Origin of the sequence: Streptomyces niveiscabiei (assembly GCF_001419795.1) — a bacterium.
Classification (GTDB): domain Bacteria; phylum Actinomycetota; class Actinomycetes; order Streptomycetales; family Streptomycetaceae; genus Streptomyces; species Streptomyces niveiscabiei.
In genome coordinates, this window is sequence record NZ_LIRL01000400.1 from 1 (window position 1) to 15,079 (window position 15,079).

Below are 15,079 nucleotides of genomic sequence, written 5' to 3' on the forward strand. Positions count from 1 at the left end.
CGGTGGGGAGGCCGGACTGGGCGGTGGCCCAAGTGCCGGTCCAGGGGCCGGGGTTCGCGCGGATCGCGAGGGCGAAGACGTGCAGGCCGGAGGCGACGGGGAGGCGGACGGAGGCGACGGTGCGGGCCGGGGACAGGGGGACCGTCACGGCGTACAGGCGCGCGCGGGCGAGGCGGCGGCCGGCGGGGGTGTTGACGTGGGGGAGGGTGACCGCCTTCGTGGCGCGGGGGCCCCGGCGCCAGTCGGGGGCGGCGAGGCCGTACGGCGCGCGCGTGCCGTCGGCGTACTCGATCTCGCCCTCCCCGCGCGCGGCGTGGCCCGCTGTGCTCGTGACGAGGAAGGTGAGCGCGTCGCCCCGGCCGGGGACGGTCACCCGCTGGCCGTCGGCGAGGACGTTGTCCGGGGTCCCGGGGGCGGTCGCCGGCCAGGTCAGGCGGGTGCCGTGCACGGTCAGGGCGCGGCCGGGGGTCCAGCCCGCCGACGCGAGGGCCGAGGCCGACAGGGAGGCGCCCTTGCCGTCGAGGTCCGCGCCGGAGGGACGGTCGTCCGCGCTGATACCCCGGTTGTCGAAGTGGCTCTCCAGGGGTACGGGAGGAGCGCTCGGGGCGCGCGAACCGGCGCGCGCGGCGGTCTGGGGAACCAGCAGCAGGGTCGCGATCAGCGGAAACGCCCAGGCCCTCCGGCGCACGTCTCTCCCTCTCCTGTCGTCCGATGATCGTACCGGGATGGCGGACGCCGGTGCCCGCGCGCCTGTGGTGCGGACGACGGTGCGAATGCCACGCTGGGCGTATGAACATCCCTTTCCTGGGCAACAGGCGCAAGAGGGCTGCGGGCGCACTGCTGGACGCGGACCCCGAGGGCGTGGCCGAGCTGCTCTCCGAGTGCGAACTCCTGCGCTCCCAGGCGGAGGAGGCGGGCGTCCGGCTCGACGACACGGCCCGCTCCCTGGAGGCGCTCGACCAGCTGCTGCCGCGCTGGCGCGACGACGAGGAGACGCTGACGTGGCTCGGCAACGACGCCGGGCTCTACCTCGGCACGGTCGTCGTGCGCACCGTGGAGGGCGCCGAGTGGGCCTTCTGGCCGGGCGGCGAACCCGTCGTACGGCTGGGCTCGGGGCGGGAGTTCGACGTCGTGACGGCCGGCCGGGAGTGGGCGGCCAGCGGGGTGCCGGAGCTGTCGCAGTGGTACGCGGAGGTCGCCGAGGCGTGACGGGGTGTCCGGGGCGACGCGGCTCCGGGATGTCCGGGGTGACGCACCCCCGGAAAGAGAGGTTAAATACGGCTTATGCCCGAAAAGTGCGTGTCGCGTCTCAAGTCCCGTCCGCTCTGGATAGTTTGCGGCGACCACGACACACAGCTGAGAGCGAGTAGGGCTGAGCATGGCCGTCGATCCGTTGATCGGACTGCGTGACGTCGACAAGCGCAAGAAGGAGCCCGACCGGGCCCGCTCCGTCGGCCACTAGTGGGGGGCGTCCACGCTGTGACCGGGCTCGACTACGATGGATCGTTCATCCCCGGAGCGACGGTGACCGGGCCGGGGACTCCGCCGCAGGGCGGACCGTAGGGGGCAGCAGTTCACCAGAGCCATACCCGGCCGGACGCGCGGCCGGAGATCACTGCTCGCACAGTGCAGGCGGTCCGTACGACGGGTCGGACGCTGTGCGGGGAGAAGGTCAGCCGCGCGCCGGACGGGTTGTGCTCGATGCGGAGCGGGTCGGGTGGGTGTGCGGCGCATCGCCGGACCGGCTTGCCGAGAACGGGCGGGCCCCCGCCGTGGAGGCGCGGCGGGGGCCCGCCCGTCCTGGTTCCGGGGATACGGCGTACGAGGCTTGCAGCGCACGGCAGTTGACGGTCCCTCAGGTCGCCCGGTGGGACGTAGGCGTCGCCGGGTCCACCAGCGGCGTACGGGCCGGACGGGTCACGTCCGCCACCAGCTCCACCACATCGGGGCCGTACGCCTGGGAGTTGACGACCTTCAGGAGCAGCGCGAAGGAGTCCGCGCTGTACTTGCGGGCCAGACGCTCGTGATGGCGGGCCAAGTACCGCGTCGCCGCCTGGTTGTTGATCGCTCGCTGGCCGCAGAAGAGGAACACCGGCCGCGTGCCGCGCCGTTCACCGGTCGTGAGCCGGGCCAGCAGGACGTACTCCGTGATCCCCGGGTCCATGCGGTAGCGCTCGGTGCCGATCTGGAACGCCCCCCGGTCCGGGCCGGGTTCGGGGTCGATGTTCACCCGGAAGCCGGGCAGCATCGCCGACATGTGCGCGAGCATCCGCCGGTTGGAGCCGGGCCCGCCCACGCAGAACTCCGTACGCTCGCCGAAGCCTTGCTGCACCCCGTCCTGCGTGACCATCTGCAGATGGGCGCCGCAGTCCTTGATGAGCGCGGCCAGTTCGAGGAGCGCGAACACGTCGAAGCGGTGCACGGCGGGCTCGGAGGTGGCCGGGTCGCGGTTGACGACGAGCAGCGACTCGGAGTTCTCCGGCAGCCCGAAGAACGCCTGCTTGCGGCGGAGCCGGCGCCTCCACAGGTACGTCCGCGCCAGCCAGCCGAGCCCGGCACTGATACCGGCGGCCAGCACGCCGAGGACGATGTTGCGCACGTCGTCGTTCATGGGCGCGCATGCTAGCGGCCGAACACACCTGGGGCGTACCCGTGTTCGAGGTGTGGCAGTCGTATGACAGTGCCCTGAATGCCCCTGTCGGCGACGGGGCAGTGTGGCTACAGTGCGCGGACGGTCCTTGACTGGAGGTACATGCGGATGGCCCTGCGTCGCCCTGTGGCACGGAAACTGACGGTCCTGGCGGTCTCTGCCGCCGTGGTCTCGGTGGGTGCCGCCGCGCCACCGACCGCCTCATCAACGTCCCTACCGAAGAAGGCGGTTGAGAAGGTCCCCGTCGCCGTCGGGTACGGCGGCGCCGTCTCCAGCGTCGACGCGGACGCCTCCGCCGCCGGCATCGAGGTGCTGCGCAAGGGCGGCAACGCGGTCGACGCGGCCGTCGCGACCGCCGCCGCGCTCGGCGTCACCGAGCCCTACTCGGCGGGCGTCGGAGGAGGCGGCTACTTCGTCTACTACGACGCCAAGTCCCGTACCGTGCGCACCATCGACGGCCGCGAGACCGCGCCGCTGAGCGCCGACGCGAACCTGTTCGTCGAGAACGGCCAGCCCCTCGCGTTCGCCGACGCCGTCAGCAGCGGCCTCAGCGTCGGCACCCCGGGTACGCCCGCCACCTGGGCGAGCGCGCTGTCCAAGTGGGGGACGAAGAGCCTGGGTTCGGTGCTGAAGCCGGCCGAGCGGCTCGCCCGCGACGGGTTCACCGTCGACGACACGTTCCGCTCGCAGACCGCCGCCAACGAGACCCGGTTCCGCTACTTCCCCGACACGGCGAAGCTGTTCCTGCCGAACGGGCAGCTCCCGGTGGTCGGTTCGACCCTCAAGAACCCCGACCTCGCCCGTACGTACGCGGAGTTGGGCAGGAAGGGCGTCTCCGCGGTCTACCGGGGCGACATCGGCGAGGACATCGTCAAGACGGTCAACAAGCCGCCGGTGGACCCGGGTTCGGGGTGGAACGCCCGCCCCGGCAAACTCTCCGCCGCCGACCTCGCCGCCTACCGCGCCAAGTTCCAGGCGCCCACGAAGACTTCGTACCGAGGGCTCGGCGTCTACTCGATCGCGCCGTCCTCCTCCGGCGGCACGACCGTCGGCGAGGCCCTCAACATCCTGGAGAAGACGGACCTTTCGAAGGCCACCGAGGCCCAGTACCTGCACCGCTACATCGAGGCCAGCCGGATCGCGTTCGCCGACCGGGGCCGCTGGGTCGGCGACCCGGCCTTCGAGAACGTCCCCACGAAGGAACTCCTCTCGCAGAGGTACGCCGACTCGCGGGCCTGCCTCATCAAGGACGACGCCGTCCTCACCAGCCCCGTCGCGCCCGGCGACCCGCGCAACCCGGCGGCCTGCGACGCGAGCGGGACGCCCGCGCCGACGACGTACGAGGGCGACAGCACCACGCACCTCACGGTCGCCGACAAGTGGGGCAACGTCGTCGCCTACACGCTCACCATCGAGCAGACCGGCGGCAGCGCGATCACCGTCCCCGGGCGGGGGTTCATCCTCAACAACGAGCTGACGGACTTCTCGTTCACCCCGGCGAGCCCCGCCGTGCACGACCCGAACCTGCCCGGTCCCGGCAAGCGGCCCCGGTCGTCGATCTCGCCGACCATCGTGCTCGACAAGGCCAACAAGCCGGTGGTGGCGCTCGGTTCGCCCGGCGGGGCGACCATCATCACGACCGTCCTCCAGGTGCTGACCGAATTCGTGGACCGGAAGCTGCCGTTGGTCGACGCGATTGCCGCGCCGCGCGCCAGCCAGCGCAACCAGACGACCACCGAACTCGAACCGGCGCTCTACAACGGTGAGTTGAGGACCAAGCTGGAGGCGATCGGGCACGGGTTCCGGCTCAACCCCGAGATCGGCGCCGCAACTGCCGTACAGCGGCTGCCCGGTGGGAAGTGGGTGGCCGCCGCCGAGACCGTACGGCGCGGGGGCGGGTCGGCGCAGGTGGTGTATCCGGCGCGCTAGACACGGCACACGGAAGTCGACGGGCGGCTCACCCAACTCCGGGTGGGCCGCCCGTCGTTCGCCGGCTCATGCTTGGGACCGTCATTCAGTGGTCCCGGGCCGTCAGGATGCGCGGGCCGTCGTCCGTGATCGCGACCGAGTGCTCGACGTGCGCCGCGCGGGAACCGTCGTTCGTGCGCAGTGTCCAGCCGTCGGGCGCCTCGTGGTAGCCGTCGCGACCGCTCGCGATGAGCATCGGCTCGATCGCCAGGGCCATGCCCCGGCGCAGCAGCATGCCCCGGTGGGGGCGGCCCTCGTTGGGGACCGGCGGGTCCTCGTGCATCCGGCGGCCGATGCCGTGGCCGCCGAAGCCCTGCGGGATGCCGTAGCCGCCGTCCCGGCAGACCTGGCCGATCGCGTGCGCGATGTCGCCGATGCGGTTGCCGACCGTCGCGGCGGCGATCCCGGCGGCCAGGGCGCGTTCGGCCGTCTCGATCAGGCGGACGTCGTCCGGGCGCGGGGTGCCGACGGTGAAGCTGATCGCCGAATCGCCTGCCCAGCCGTCGAGTTGGGCTCCGCAGTCGATGGAGACCAGATCGCCGTCGCGCAGCTTCTGGCGGGTCGGGATGCCGTGCACGATCGCGTCGTTCACCGAGGCGCAGATGACGGCCGGGAACGGCGTCGGCGCGAAGGAGGGGCGGTAGCCGAGGAACGGCGAGTCCGCGCCCGCGTCCCGCAGCACCCCGCGCGCCACTTCGTCCAGCTCCAGCAGGGAAACGCCCACGTCAGCGGCTTCCCGTACGGCCGTGAGGGCGCGGGCGACCACCTGGCCGGCCCGGTGCATCTCGTCGATCGACGTGTCTGTCTTCAGCTCCACCATGCCAATTACTATACCGGTATTAGAATGGGGGCATGGTGCGCACCCCCTTGACCCCAGAAGAACGTGAACGCGGCGAGCGGCTCGGCCGGTTGCTGCGCGAGGCCCGCGGTGGGCGGAGCATGGCCGAGGTCGCGGCGCAGGCCGGGATCTCGGCGGAGACGCTGCGCAAGATCGAGACGGGCAGAGCGCCGACGCCGGCGTTCTTCACGGTCGCCGCGCTGGTCGGCGTACTCGGGCTGTCCATGGACGAGTTGGCGGCGCGGTGCGTTCTGGTGGGGGTGGTCTGAGGCGCTCCGCGCGAGCGCCCTTCCGATGAACTCCCTTTGCGCGTACGCCCCTTGGGTGAACTCCCGCCGACGGGACCGTCAAGATCCCGCCATGTTGTCTTCGCGGCCCCTTCGCAAACTGGTCGTAGCCGCGCTGTAACACGGCTGGTGTTTTCTGGCCAGTCCGAGTGGAGCGGGCTGGCGGGAGTTCGGAGATGACTGTGGAACAACTCCCGGCGCAGGTGCGGGAGTTCGTGAACTGCCTCGACGGCCTTCTGGGGCGCCTCGACCAGGGCGGCGGCTGGTGCGCCGTGTTCTGGCAGCGCGACCCCGACGGCATGCGCGCCTGCCTCGACGGGACCGAGATGCCGCCCTGGGACGTCGTGGAGGCGCTCCTCCAGGACCTGGCGTCCGCATACGGCCCCGCCGTCGCCGAGCGGGAGGCGCGGCGGGTCCGCGTCCTGCACGCCGCCGCCCTGCGCGCCCACGACTCCCGGCCCGGCGCCCGCGACACCGACCGGGCGCACCCCTTCCCGGCACCTTCTCGTGCGCCGGGAGGAGTCACAAGGTGGCCTACGGGGAGGGAATCGGCCATATCGGCCGGAGCCGGACGAGGAAAGGGCCGCGGTGTTTTTCGGACGGGACCGCGGGGAGCCATTACCGTCGAAGAGAAGAGACGACGAGACGCACATCGCGGTGTGTCCCCCCTCTGCACGCGCGACGAGGTGGAAATTGAAGGCGATACGTCGGTTCACCGTCCGGCCCGTACTCCCCGAACCCCTGCGTCCTTTGACCGAGCTGGCCAGAAACCTCAGGTGGTCGTGGCACGAGGAGACCCGTGAGCTGTTCCGGTCCGTCGACCCCGAGCGCTGGGCCGCGACCGGCGACCCCGTCCGCCTCCTCGGCGGCGTCGGCACCGGGCGGCTCGCCGAACTCGCCGGGGACCGCAGGTTCCTGCGCAGGCTCGACTCCGTCGCCGGGGACCTCACCGACTATGTGAGCAACGGGCGCTGGTACCAGGAACAGCGCGAGGCGGGCGAACTCCCGGCCGCCGTCGCCTACTTCTCGCCGGAGTTCGGCATCACCGCCGCCCTCCCGCAGTACTCCGGCGGCCTCGGCATCCTCGCCGGCGACCACCTCAAGACCGCCAGCGACCTCGGCGTTCCGCTCGTCGGCGTCGGACTCCTGTACCGGCACGGCTACTTCCGGCAGACCCTCTCCCGCGACGGCTGGCAGCAGGAGCACTATCCCGTCCTCGACCCGCACGAACTCCCCCTCGCCCCCCTCCAGGAGGACGACGGCACCCCGGCCCACGTCAGCCTCGCCCTGCCCGGCGGACGGCGCCTGCTCGCCCGCGTCTGGGTCGCGCAGGTCGGCCGCGTACCGCTGCTGCTGCTCGACTCGGACGTCGAGGAGAACGACCCCGGCGAGCGGAGCGTCACCGACCGGCTCTACGGCGGCGGCAGCGAACACCGGCTGCTCCAGGAGATGCTGCTCGGCATCGGGGGCGTGCGCGCCGTGCGCGCCTACTGCCGGATCAGCGGGCACCCGGCGCCCGAGGTGTTCCACACCAACGAGGGCCACGCCGGGTTCCTCGGCCTGGAGCGGATCGCCGAACTCCGCGCCGAAGGGCTGGACTTCGCCGCCGGGCTCGAAGCCGTCCGCGCGGGCACCGTGTTCACCACCCACACGCCGGTCCCCGCCGGCATCGACCGGTTCGACCGGGAGCTGGTCGCCCACCACTTCGGCACCGGCGCCGAACTCCCCGCCATCGACGTACAGGACGTGCTGAGCCTCGGCATGGAGACGTACCCCGGCGGGGAACCCAACCTGTTCAACATGGCGGTCATGGGGCTGCGGTTGGCCGGGCGGGCCAACGGGGTCTCGCTGCTGCACGGGAACGTGAGCCGGGAGATGTTCTCGGGGCTGTGGCCCGGGTTCGACGCGGACGAGGTGCCGATCACCTCCGTCACCAACGGAGTCCACGCACCGACGTGGGTCGCGCCCGAAGTGCTGCGCATCGACGACGTGTCCGCCGTGCCGGACCGTGAACTGTGGGCGCTGCGCCGGGAGTTGCGCGGACAGCTGGTGACGGAGGTACGGGAGCGGCTGCGCGCTTCCTGGCGGCAGCGCGGCGCCGGGACCGCCGAACTCGGCTGGATCGACGGGGTGTTGGACCCCGACGTCCTGACCATCGGGTTCGCGCGGCGCGTCCCCTCGTACAAGCGGCTCACGCTGATGCTGCGCGACCGCGACCGGCTGATGGACCTCCTGCTGCACCCCGAGCGGCCCGTGCAGATCGTCGTCGCGGGCAAGGCGCACCCGGCCGACGACGGAGGCAAGCGGCTCGTCCAGGAGCTGGTGCGGTTCGCCGACGACCCCCGGGTGCGCCACCGGATCGTGTTCCTGCCCGACTACGGCATGGCGATGGCCCGCAAGCTCTACCCCGGCTGCGACATCTGGCTCAACAACCCGCTGCGGCCCCTGGAGGCGTGCGGCACCAGCGGGATGAAGGCCGCGCTCAACGGCTGCCTCAACCTGTCCGTCCTGGACGGCTGGTGGGACGAGTGGTTCCAGCCCGACTTCGGCTGGGCGATCCCCACCGACGACGGGGACGCCGTCGACCCCGACCGGCGCGACGACATCGAGGCCGCCGCCCTGTACGACCTGCTGGAGCAGCGTGTCGCCCCCCGCTTCTACGAGCGCGGCCCCGCCGGACTCCCCGACCGCTGGACGGAGATGGTCCGCCAGACCCTGACCCGGCTCGGCCCGAAAGTGCTCGCCGACCGGATGGTCCGCGAGTACGTCGACCGCCTCTACACCCCGGCCGCCCTCGCCCACCGCGCGATGACCCCCGAGCGCTCCCGCGAACTCGCCGACTGGAAGGGCCGGTTGCGCGCGGGCTGGCACCGGGTCGCCGTCGGCCACGTCGAGACGTCCACCACGACCTCCACCCCCGAACTCGGCTCCACCCTCGCCCTGCGCGTCCGCGTCCGGCTCGGCGACCTCGGCCCCGACGACGTCCAGGTCCAGGCCCTCTCCGGCCGCGTCGACCCGGAGGACCGCATCACGGACGCCACCCCCGTCGCGCTCAAGCCGGTCAACGGGCCCGACGACGAAGGGGGTTGGACGTACGAGGGGCCGCTCGCGCTGGACCGGACGGGGCCGTTCGGGTACACGGTCCGGGTGCTGCCGTCGCACCGACTGCTGGCGTCGGACGCGGAGTTGGGGCTGGTGGCGGTGCCGTCGGAGGAACTGGTGGAAGGGGGCGGGGTGTTGATGCGCTGAGCTACTCGGACATGCGCCGAGCTACTCGGACAGGGGCGCGCACAGTCCCTTCAGCACCTTTCCGCACCGGCGTGCGTACGCCAGTTGAAGTCCCCGCACCGCCGGGCCCCCTGCTTTCGCGTACCACTTGGCGGCCCTGCTGAACGCCGTGACCGTCAGCCACACCGTCCCGTCCCCCGTGCGGTCCACGAGGAACGACTCCTCCCCGCACTCGGGATGGCCGGTGAGCGTGCCGTACGCCCAGCCGGCGCGGCGGGGTTCCTCGACGGTCCACACGATCCGGCAGGGCGCCTTGATGACCCCGGCGAGGGAGACGGTGACGTCCACGTCGAGGGCGGCGCGTTCGGCGGAGGCGTTGACGCCGACGCCCATCGCCCGGTGCATCTCCCAGGTGAGCACCGCCTCCGAGGCCCGCCGGAAGACGGCTTCGCCCTCGCCGAGCCGCGTGCGTTCCCGCAGGTGGTGGAAGCCGGGAGGGCAGAAGTGGGGGTCGCGGGTCGCGCCCACGTCGTCGTACGAGAAAGGCCGTTCGGACATGGGCGCAAGAGTAGAGCGGCACCCGGGAATGCCTTCGTCCCGGGTGCCGCTCTGTTCACGTGTCCGCTGTCCGTACTAGTTGACGTTGACCGCGGACCAGGCGGCCTGGACCGCCTTGTACTCGGTGGACGTCGAGCCGTACAGCGCCGACGCCGCGCTCAGTGTCGCGGTGCGGGCGCCCGCGTAGTTGGTCGTCGAGGTCATGTACGAGGTCAGCGCCTTGTACCAGATCTGGACGGCCTTGGTGCGGCCGATGCCGGTGACCGTGGAGCCGTTGGACGTCGGGGAGTTGTAGGAGACCCCGTTGACGGTCTTCGCGCCGCTGCCCTCGGACAGCAGGTAGAAGAAGTGGTTCGCCGGGCCCGACGAGTAGTGCACGTCGAGGTTCTTCAGCGAGGAGGACCAGTTGTCGGCGGACGAGCCGTCCTTGCTGGGCTTGTCCTGGTAGCGCAGCGGGGTGCCGTCGCCGTTGATGTCGATCTTCTCGCCGATGAGGTAGTCACCGGGGTCCGAGGCGTTGTTGGCGTAGAACTCGACGGCGGTGCCGAAGATGTCCGAGGTCGCCTCGTTCAACCCGCCGGACTCGCCGGAGTAGTTGAGGCCCGCGGTGTTGGAGGTGACGCCGTGCGTCATCTCGTGCGCGGCGACGTCGAGCGAGGTCAGCGGGTCGGTGTTGCCCGCGCCGTCGCCGTACGTCATGCAGAAGCAGGAGTCGTCCCAGAACGCGTTGACGTACGCGTTGCCGTAGTGGACGCGGGAGTAGGCGGCGACGCCGTCGTTCTTGATGCCGCTGCGGCCGAACGTGTTCTTGTAGAAGTCCCAGGTGACCTGGGCGCCGTAGGCGGCGTCGACGGCGGCCGTCTGGTCCGAGGAGGAGCTCGACGCGGTGCCGGTGCCCCACGTGTCGTCCGCGTCGGTGAACAGCGTGCCGGCCGAGGAGCTGGTCGAGCGGGCCTTGTTGTACGTCTTGTGGTTGCCGCGCGTGGAGTCGGTCAGGTTGTACGTCGTACCCGACTTGGTGGTGCCCAGGGTGACCGTGCCGGAGTACAGGCTCTTGCCGGTGCCGGTCTCGATGCCCTGCCACTCGTACAGCTTCTTGCCCGTGACCGCGTCGGTGATGACGTGCAGCTCGTTGGGGGTGCCGTCGTCCTGGAGGCCGCCGACGACGGTCTCGAAGGCGAGGGTCGGGGCGGAGCCGTTGCCGGCCCAGATCACCTTGCGGGGCGCGTTGTCCGCGGCGGTGTCGGCGGAACCGGCGGCCTTGGCGAGGCCGACGGCCTGCTTCTCGGCGCTGGCCGGGGTGACCTTCGGGGTCAGCGAGGCGACCTTGATGGTGGCCGAGGTGGCCTTGGTGACGCCCTTCTCGGCGCCCGTCGGGGTCTGGTGGACGACGAGGTCGCCGCCGAGGACCGGCAGGCCCGCGTAGGTGCGCTCGTAGCGGGTGTGCGTCGTGCCGTCGACGTCCTTGACGACGTCGCGGACGACGAGCGCTTCCTTGGTGCCGAGACCTATGCGCTGCGCGGTCTCGTTCGCGCCGGCCTGCTGGTCCTGGATCAGCGCGGCCCGGTCGGGCGCCGACAGGGACAGCGGGGCGGCGGCGAGGGTCCGGGCGGCCTTGTTGGCGTCGACCTTGGTGTCGGTCGCGTTGGCCGTGGTCAGCCCGGTGGTCAGCAGCGCTCCGGCGGCGACCGCGGTCGCGATGGCCAGCGTGGTGCGCTTGTGACGCGTGTAGACGGGGGTCACACAAGCTCCTTCGTGGGGGAGTCCGGGCGGCGTGGGGAACTGCCGTCCGGAGTAGTCGTGAAGTTGTGCGGCGGGTGGGGGAAGAGTGACATCGAGGGCGCGTACATGTCAGGACCCTGAATCGATGTTGGCCGAAAAGCGCCTGTCCGGTAAACGTTTCTGCTGTGTAAACCGGGCCGACCTCGGTAAAGGGGCCACCGAAGATCGGTAAGGGACCGGCAAAAACAGTGCCTGGCCGAGGAGTTGGCCCGCTCCGCATGAGGGGCTCTAGGACGGCCCTTACGGTGCCCTTACGTGCGCACTGTGCCGGAACGTCGGATTCCGGCCGCCGGCGCGGCACTTCGACGCACGGGGCGCGCGGCCGGTTCCCGCGCGTCCGGAAGCCTTGACCGGAAACGATCGGGCGCCGCCCCCGGAGGAACGGCGCCCGGCTCTCAGAGCATCACCGGCTTACGGGAAGGTGACCTTCCAGCTGTTGATCTGCCCGGTGTCCCGCGCGGCCTGGTCCTGGACCCGCAGCTGCCAGGTCCCGTTGGCCGTCTCCGTCGACGCGTTGACCGTGTACGTCGCCACCACGTTGTCCGCCGAGTCCGACGAGCTGAACGCCTTCAGCCGGTACGCCGTCCCGCTCGGCCCCACCAGGTCGATCACCAGGTCGCCCCGGAAGGTGTGCGTGATGTCCACCGACACCGACAGGTTGGACGGCGCGTTCCCGGTCCGCCCGCTCACCGCGATCGACGAGTTGACCGCCGCCCCGTTGTCCGGGATCGCCACGACCGTGCCGCTCTCGTACGAGGTGCCGGTGCCGCCACCGCCGCCGCCCGTCGAGCGCGCGCCGACCGCGATGCCCGCCCACGCGTCCTGCACGGCGCGGTACTCGGCCGACGTCGTGCCGTACAGCTCACCGGCCGCCGCCAGCGTGCCCGTGCGCGCGCCCGCGTAGTTCGTGTTCGACGTGAACTTCGTGGCCAGCGCCCGGAACCAGATCTTCTCCGCCTTGTCCCGGCCGATGCCGGTCACCGGAAGCCCGTCCGAGGTCGCCGAGTTGTAGGTGACACCGTTGATCGTCTTGGTGCCGCTGCCCTCGCTCAGCAGGTAGAAGAAGTGGTTCGCGGGACCCGACGAGTAGTGCACGTCGAGACCGCCGAGCCCGGAGTACCAACTGTCCCTGGACGAGCCGTCCTTGCTCGGCTTGTCCATGTAACGCAGCGGCGTGCCGTTGCCGTTGATGTCGATCTTCTCGCCGATGAGGTAGTCACCGACGTCCGAGGCGTTGTTCGCGTAGAACTCGACGGCCGTCCCGAAGATGTCCGACGTCGCCTCGTTCAGCCCGCCCGACTCGCCGCTGTACACCAGGCGCGCGGTGTTCGCGGTCACGCCGTGCGACATCTCGTGCCCGGCCACGTCCAGCGAGGTGAGCGGCTTGTTGTTGCCCGCGCCGTCGCCGTACGTCATGCAGAAGCAGGAGTCCTGCCAGAACGCGTTGACGTACGCGTTGCCGTAGTGCACCCGCGAGTACGCCGCGACGCCGTCGTTCTTGATGCCGTTGCGGCCGTGCACGTTCTTGAAGTAGTCCCACGTCACCTGCGCCCCGAAGTGCGCGTCGGCGCCCGCGGTCTCCGCGTTGGACGGCAGCCCGTTGCCCCACACGTCGTCCGGTCCGGAGAACAGCGTGCCGGTGCCCGACGAACCCCGGTTCAGGTTGTACGTCCGCTGGTTGCCGCGCGTCGCGTCGGTCAGGTTGTACGTCGAACCCGACTGGGTCGAGCCGATCGTCACCGAGCCGCTGTACATCGTGTTGCCGGTGCCGTTCATGACGGCCTGGTACTCGTACAGCTTCTGGCCCGTGTTCGCGTCCGTGATGACGTGCAGCTCGTTCGGCGTGCCGTCGTGCTGGAGGCCGCCGACGACCGTCTCGTACGCGAGCACCGGGGTGCCGTTCGCCGCCCAGACCACCTTGCGGGGGGCCTGCGCCGCGTCCTTGCTCGTCGAACCTTCCGCCGCCGCGCGCGACAGGGCCTGCTTCTCGGCCGCGCCCGCCGCGACCTTCGGGGTGAGAGAGGCGACCTTCACGGCCGCGTTCGTCGCCTTGACGACGCCCTGCGTGACGCCGGCCGCGTTCTCCTTCACGACCAGGTCGCCGCCGAGCACCGGCAGACCGGCGTACGTCCGCTCGTAGCGGGTGTGCGTCGTGCCGTCGGCGTCCTTCACGACGTCGCGCACGACCAGGGACTCCTGGGCGCCCAGGCCCAGGCTCTTCGCCGTCGCCGCCTTGCTCGCGTCCGCGTCGCGCAGCAACTCCGCGCGCTGCGAGGGGGTCAGCCGGATCGACTCGGTCTTCGTCGCCGACGGCTCGGGGGCCGCCGTCGCCGCGCCGGACTGGATCGCCGTCGCGACAAGAGCCGCCACGCCCAACAGGGCCGCGGCGGCTGTCCTGCGGTAGGGGGAGGTGCGTCTGGGGGAGGGACTGCTGCTCACCACTGAACTCCTTCAGGGAGACCGTCGGCCAACTGATGTGGTGGTGCTGTGGGGTTGCCGTGCAGCGGTGTGGGAAGGGTGACAGGGGAGTGGGGGTTATGTCAGGAGCACATCAACAAGTTGGCTGGAAACCTTTTGTTGACCGACGCTTGGGGATCTCTGTACCCGGGGGGTGCGCGGGACCGGGGATCTGGTGCGGGGCTGGGAGAAACCGCAGGTAGTAGGACCATCGGAGGAGTGGGTACCGGCCGAAACTCGGTGGGCGTTGTCAGTGCCGGTCCGTAGGCTCGCGAGCGTGACGTCAGTGAAGCCTGCCTCAGAGGAACGGTCCCCGGAACAGTCCGCCGTACGAACGCTGCTGCGGCTGTGGCCGTACGTACGGCCCGCGCGGGCGCGGCTCTTCAGCGCCGCGATCGTCGCCGTACTGGCCTCCTGCGTCGGGCTCGTCATCCCCCTCGTCCTGAAGTGGATGGTCGACGGGCCCATCGCCTCCCGCGACACCGGCGGGGTCTGGCTCGGGGCGCTGTGGCTGCTGCTCCTCGGGTTCGCGGAGGCGCTGCTCTTCGGGCTGCGGCGGTGGCTCGTCGCGCGGCCCCTGTCCCACGTCGAGGCGGAGATGCGGGCCGGGCTCTACCGGCACCTCCAGCGGCTGCCGCTCTCCTTCCACGACCGGTGGGCCTCCGGGCAGCTCCTCTCGCGCGCCACCACCGACCTCATGCTCCTGCGCATGTTCCTCGCGTTCCCCCTGACCTTCCTCTTCGTCAACGCCGTCACCATCCTCGTCGGCGTCGTCATCATGCTCCTCCAGGACTGGACCCTCGGCCTCGTCATCCTCGGGCCCGCGATCCCCGTCGTCCTCGTCTGCGTCGTCTTCGAGTCCCGGTACGCGCGCGTGGCCCGCCTCGCCCAGGACCAGGTCGGCGACCTGACCACCGTCGTCGAGGAGAGCGTCCTCGGCATCCGCATCATCAAGGGCTTCGGCCGCCACCGCAGCCAGGCGCGCGTGTTCCGCGACCTCTCGGGCACCCTGCGAGGCACCGAACTGCGCAAGGGGCGACTCCTCGCGATGATCTGGGGCGTCATCGTGACCCTCCCCGAGGTCGCCATCGGGGTGGCACTGGTGGTGGGCGCGGTCCAGGTCGCCGACGGCGGGCTGTCCGCGGGGACGCTGGTGGCGTTCCTGTCGACGGCGCTGGCGTTGCGGTGGCCGGTGGAGTCGATCGGCTTCCTGCTGGCGATGAGTCAGGAGGCGGCTACTGCCACGGCGCGGTACTTCGAGGTGCTGGACGAGGCGGCGGAGGGGGCCGGTGCCTCCGGCGGGGGCAGGGT

The 15,079-nt window shown here is 71.2% G+C and carries 10 protein-coding genes and 2 pseudogenes; 6 read left to right on the top strand and 6 right to left on the bottom strand.

Going from position 1 to position 15,079, the window contains the following annotated elements:
• Positions 1-688: pseudogene (locus tag AOK24_RS19775) on the bottom strand (SGNH/GDSL hydrolase family protein); the annotation flags it as partial.
• A 101-nt stretch (positions 689-789) separates the two neighbouring features.
• Between AOK24_RS19775 and AOK24_RS19780 the strand changes: the two are divergent.
• A complete protein-coding gene (locus AOK24_RS19780; RefSeq protein WP_055721396.1) occupies positions 790-1,209 on the top strand; it encodes a DUF6278 family protein in 420 nt (139 codons plus the stop codon).
• Positions 1,210-1,855: 646 nt separating this feature from the next.
• Here AOK24_RS19780 and AOK24_RS19785 read toward each other — a convergent pair.
• Positions 1,856-2,611, bottom strand: a complete 756-nt coding sequence (locus AOK24_RS19785; RefSeq protein ID WP_055721397.1) for a hypothetical protein — start codon at positions 2,609-2,611, stop codon at positions 1,856-1,858.
• Between the two features lie 147 nt (positions 2,612-2,758).
• Here AOK24_RS19785 and ggt point away from each other — a divergent pair, with 147 nt between their 5' ends.
• Positions 2,759-4,579: a gamma-glutamyltransferase gene (gene ggt / locus AOK24_RS19790; RefSeq protein WP_240554010.1), complete on the top strand. Its 1,821-nt coding sequence runs from the start codon at positions 2,759-2,761 to the stop codon at positions 4,577-4,579.
• An 85-nt stretch (positions 4,580-4,664) separates the two neighbouring features.
• On the opposite strand, the gene map is transcribed toward ggt, so the two are convergent.
• Entirely contained in the window at positions 4,665-5,438 is a 774-nt protein-coding gene (map, locus tag AOK24_RS19795; RefSeq protein WP_055721398.1) for a type I methionyl aminopeptidase, read from the bottom strand.
• Positions 5,439-5,470: 32 nt separating this feature from the next.
• Between map and AOK24_RS19800 the strand changes: the two genes are divergently transcribed.
• The 3 genes and pseudogenes from AOK24_RS19800 to glgP all read left to right on the top strand — a co-directional run bounded on the left by AOK24_RS19800 (position 5,471) and on the right by glgP (position 8,992).
• Positions 5,471-5,725, top strand: a complete 255-nt coding sequence (locus AOK24_RS19800; RefSeq protein WP_055721399.1) for a helix-turn-helix domain-containing protein — start codon at positions 5,471-5,473, stop codon at positions 5,723-5,725.
• A gap of 194 nt (positions 5,726-5,919) precedes the next feature.
• Positions 5,920-6,216: pseudogene (locus AOK24_RS50845) on the top strand (hypothetical protein); the annotation flags it as partial.
• Positions 6,217-6,436: 220 nt separating this feature from the next.
• Positions 6,437-8,992 carry an alpha-glucan family phosphorylase gene (glgP, locus tag AOK24_RS19805; RefSeq protein ID WP_055721400.1) on the top strand — a complete coding sequence of 852 codons (2,556 nt, stop codon included), beginning with the start codon at positions 6,437-6,439 and terminating at the stop codon, positions 8,990-8,992.
• Positions 8,993-9,013: 21 nt separating this feature from the next.
• Here glgP and AOK24_RS19810 read toward each other — a convergent pair whose 3' ends face one another.
• The 3 genes from AOK24_RS19810 to AOK24_RS19820 all read right to left on the bottom strand — a co-directional run bounded on the left by AOK24_RS19810 (position 9,014) and on the right by AOK24_RS19820 (position 13,750).
• Positions 9,014-9,529: a DUF1990 domain-containing protein gene (locus AOK24_RS19810; protein ID WP_055721401.1), complete on the bottom strand. Its 516-nt coding sequence runs from the start codon at positions 9,527-9,529 to the stop codon at positions 9,014-9,016.
• Between the two features lie 75 nt (positions 9,530-9,604).
• Entirely contained in the window at positions 9,605-11,272 is a 1,668-nt protein-coding gene (locus AOK24_RS19815; RefSeq protein WP_055721402.1) for a M4 family metallopeptidase, read from the bottom strand.
• 450 nt (positions 11,273-11,722) lie between these two features.
• Positions 11,723-13,750 (bottom strand): M4 family metallopeptidase, encoded by a 2,028-nt coding sequence (locus AOK24_RS19820; RefSeq protein WP_055721404.1) that lies wholly within the window; start codon positions 13,748-13,750, stop codon positions 11,723-11,725.
• 304 nt (positions 13,751-14,054) lie between these two features.
• Here AOK24_RS19820 and AOK24_RS19825 point away from each other — a divergent pair.
• Positions 14,055-15,079, top strand: a 1,025-nt coding sequence (locus AOK24_RS19825; protein WP_167376845.1) for an ABC transporter ATP-binding protein, incomplete at its 3' end; no start/stop codon positions are given.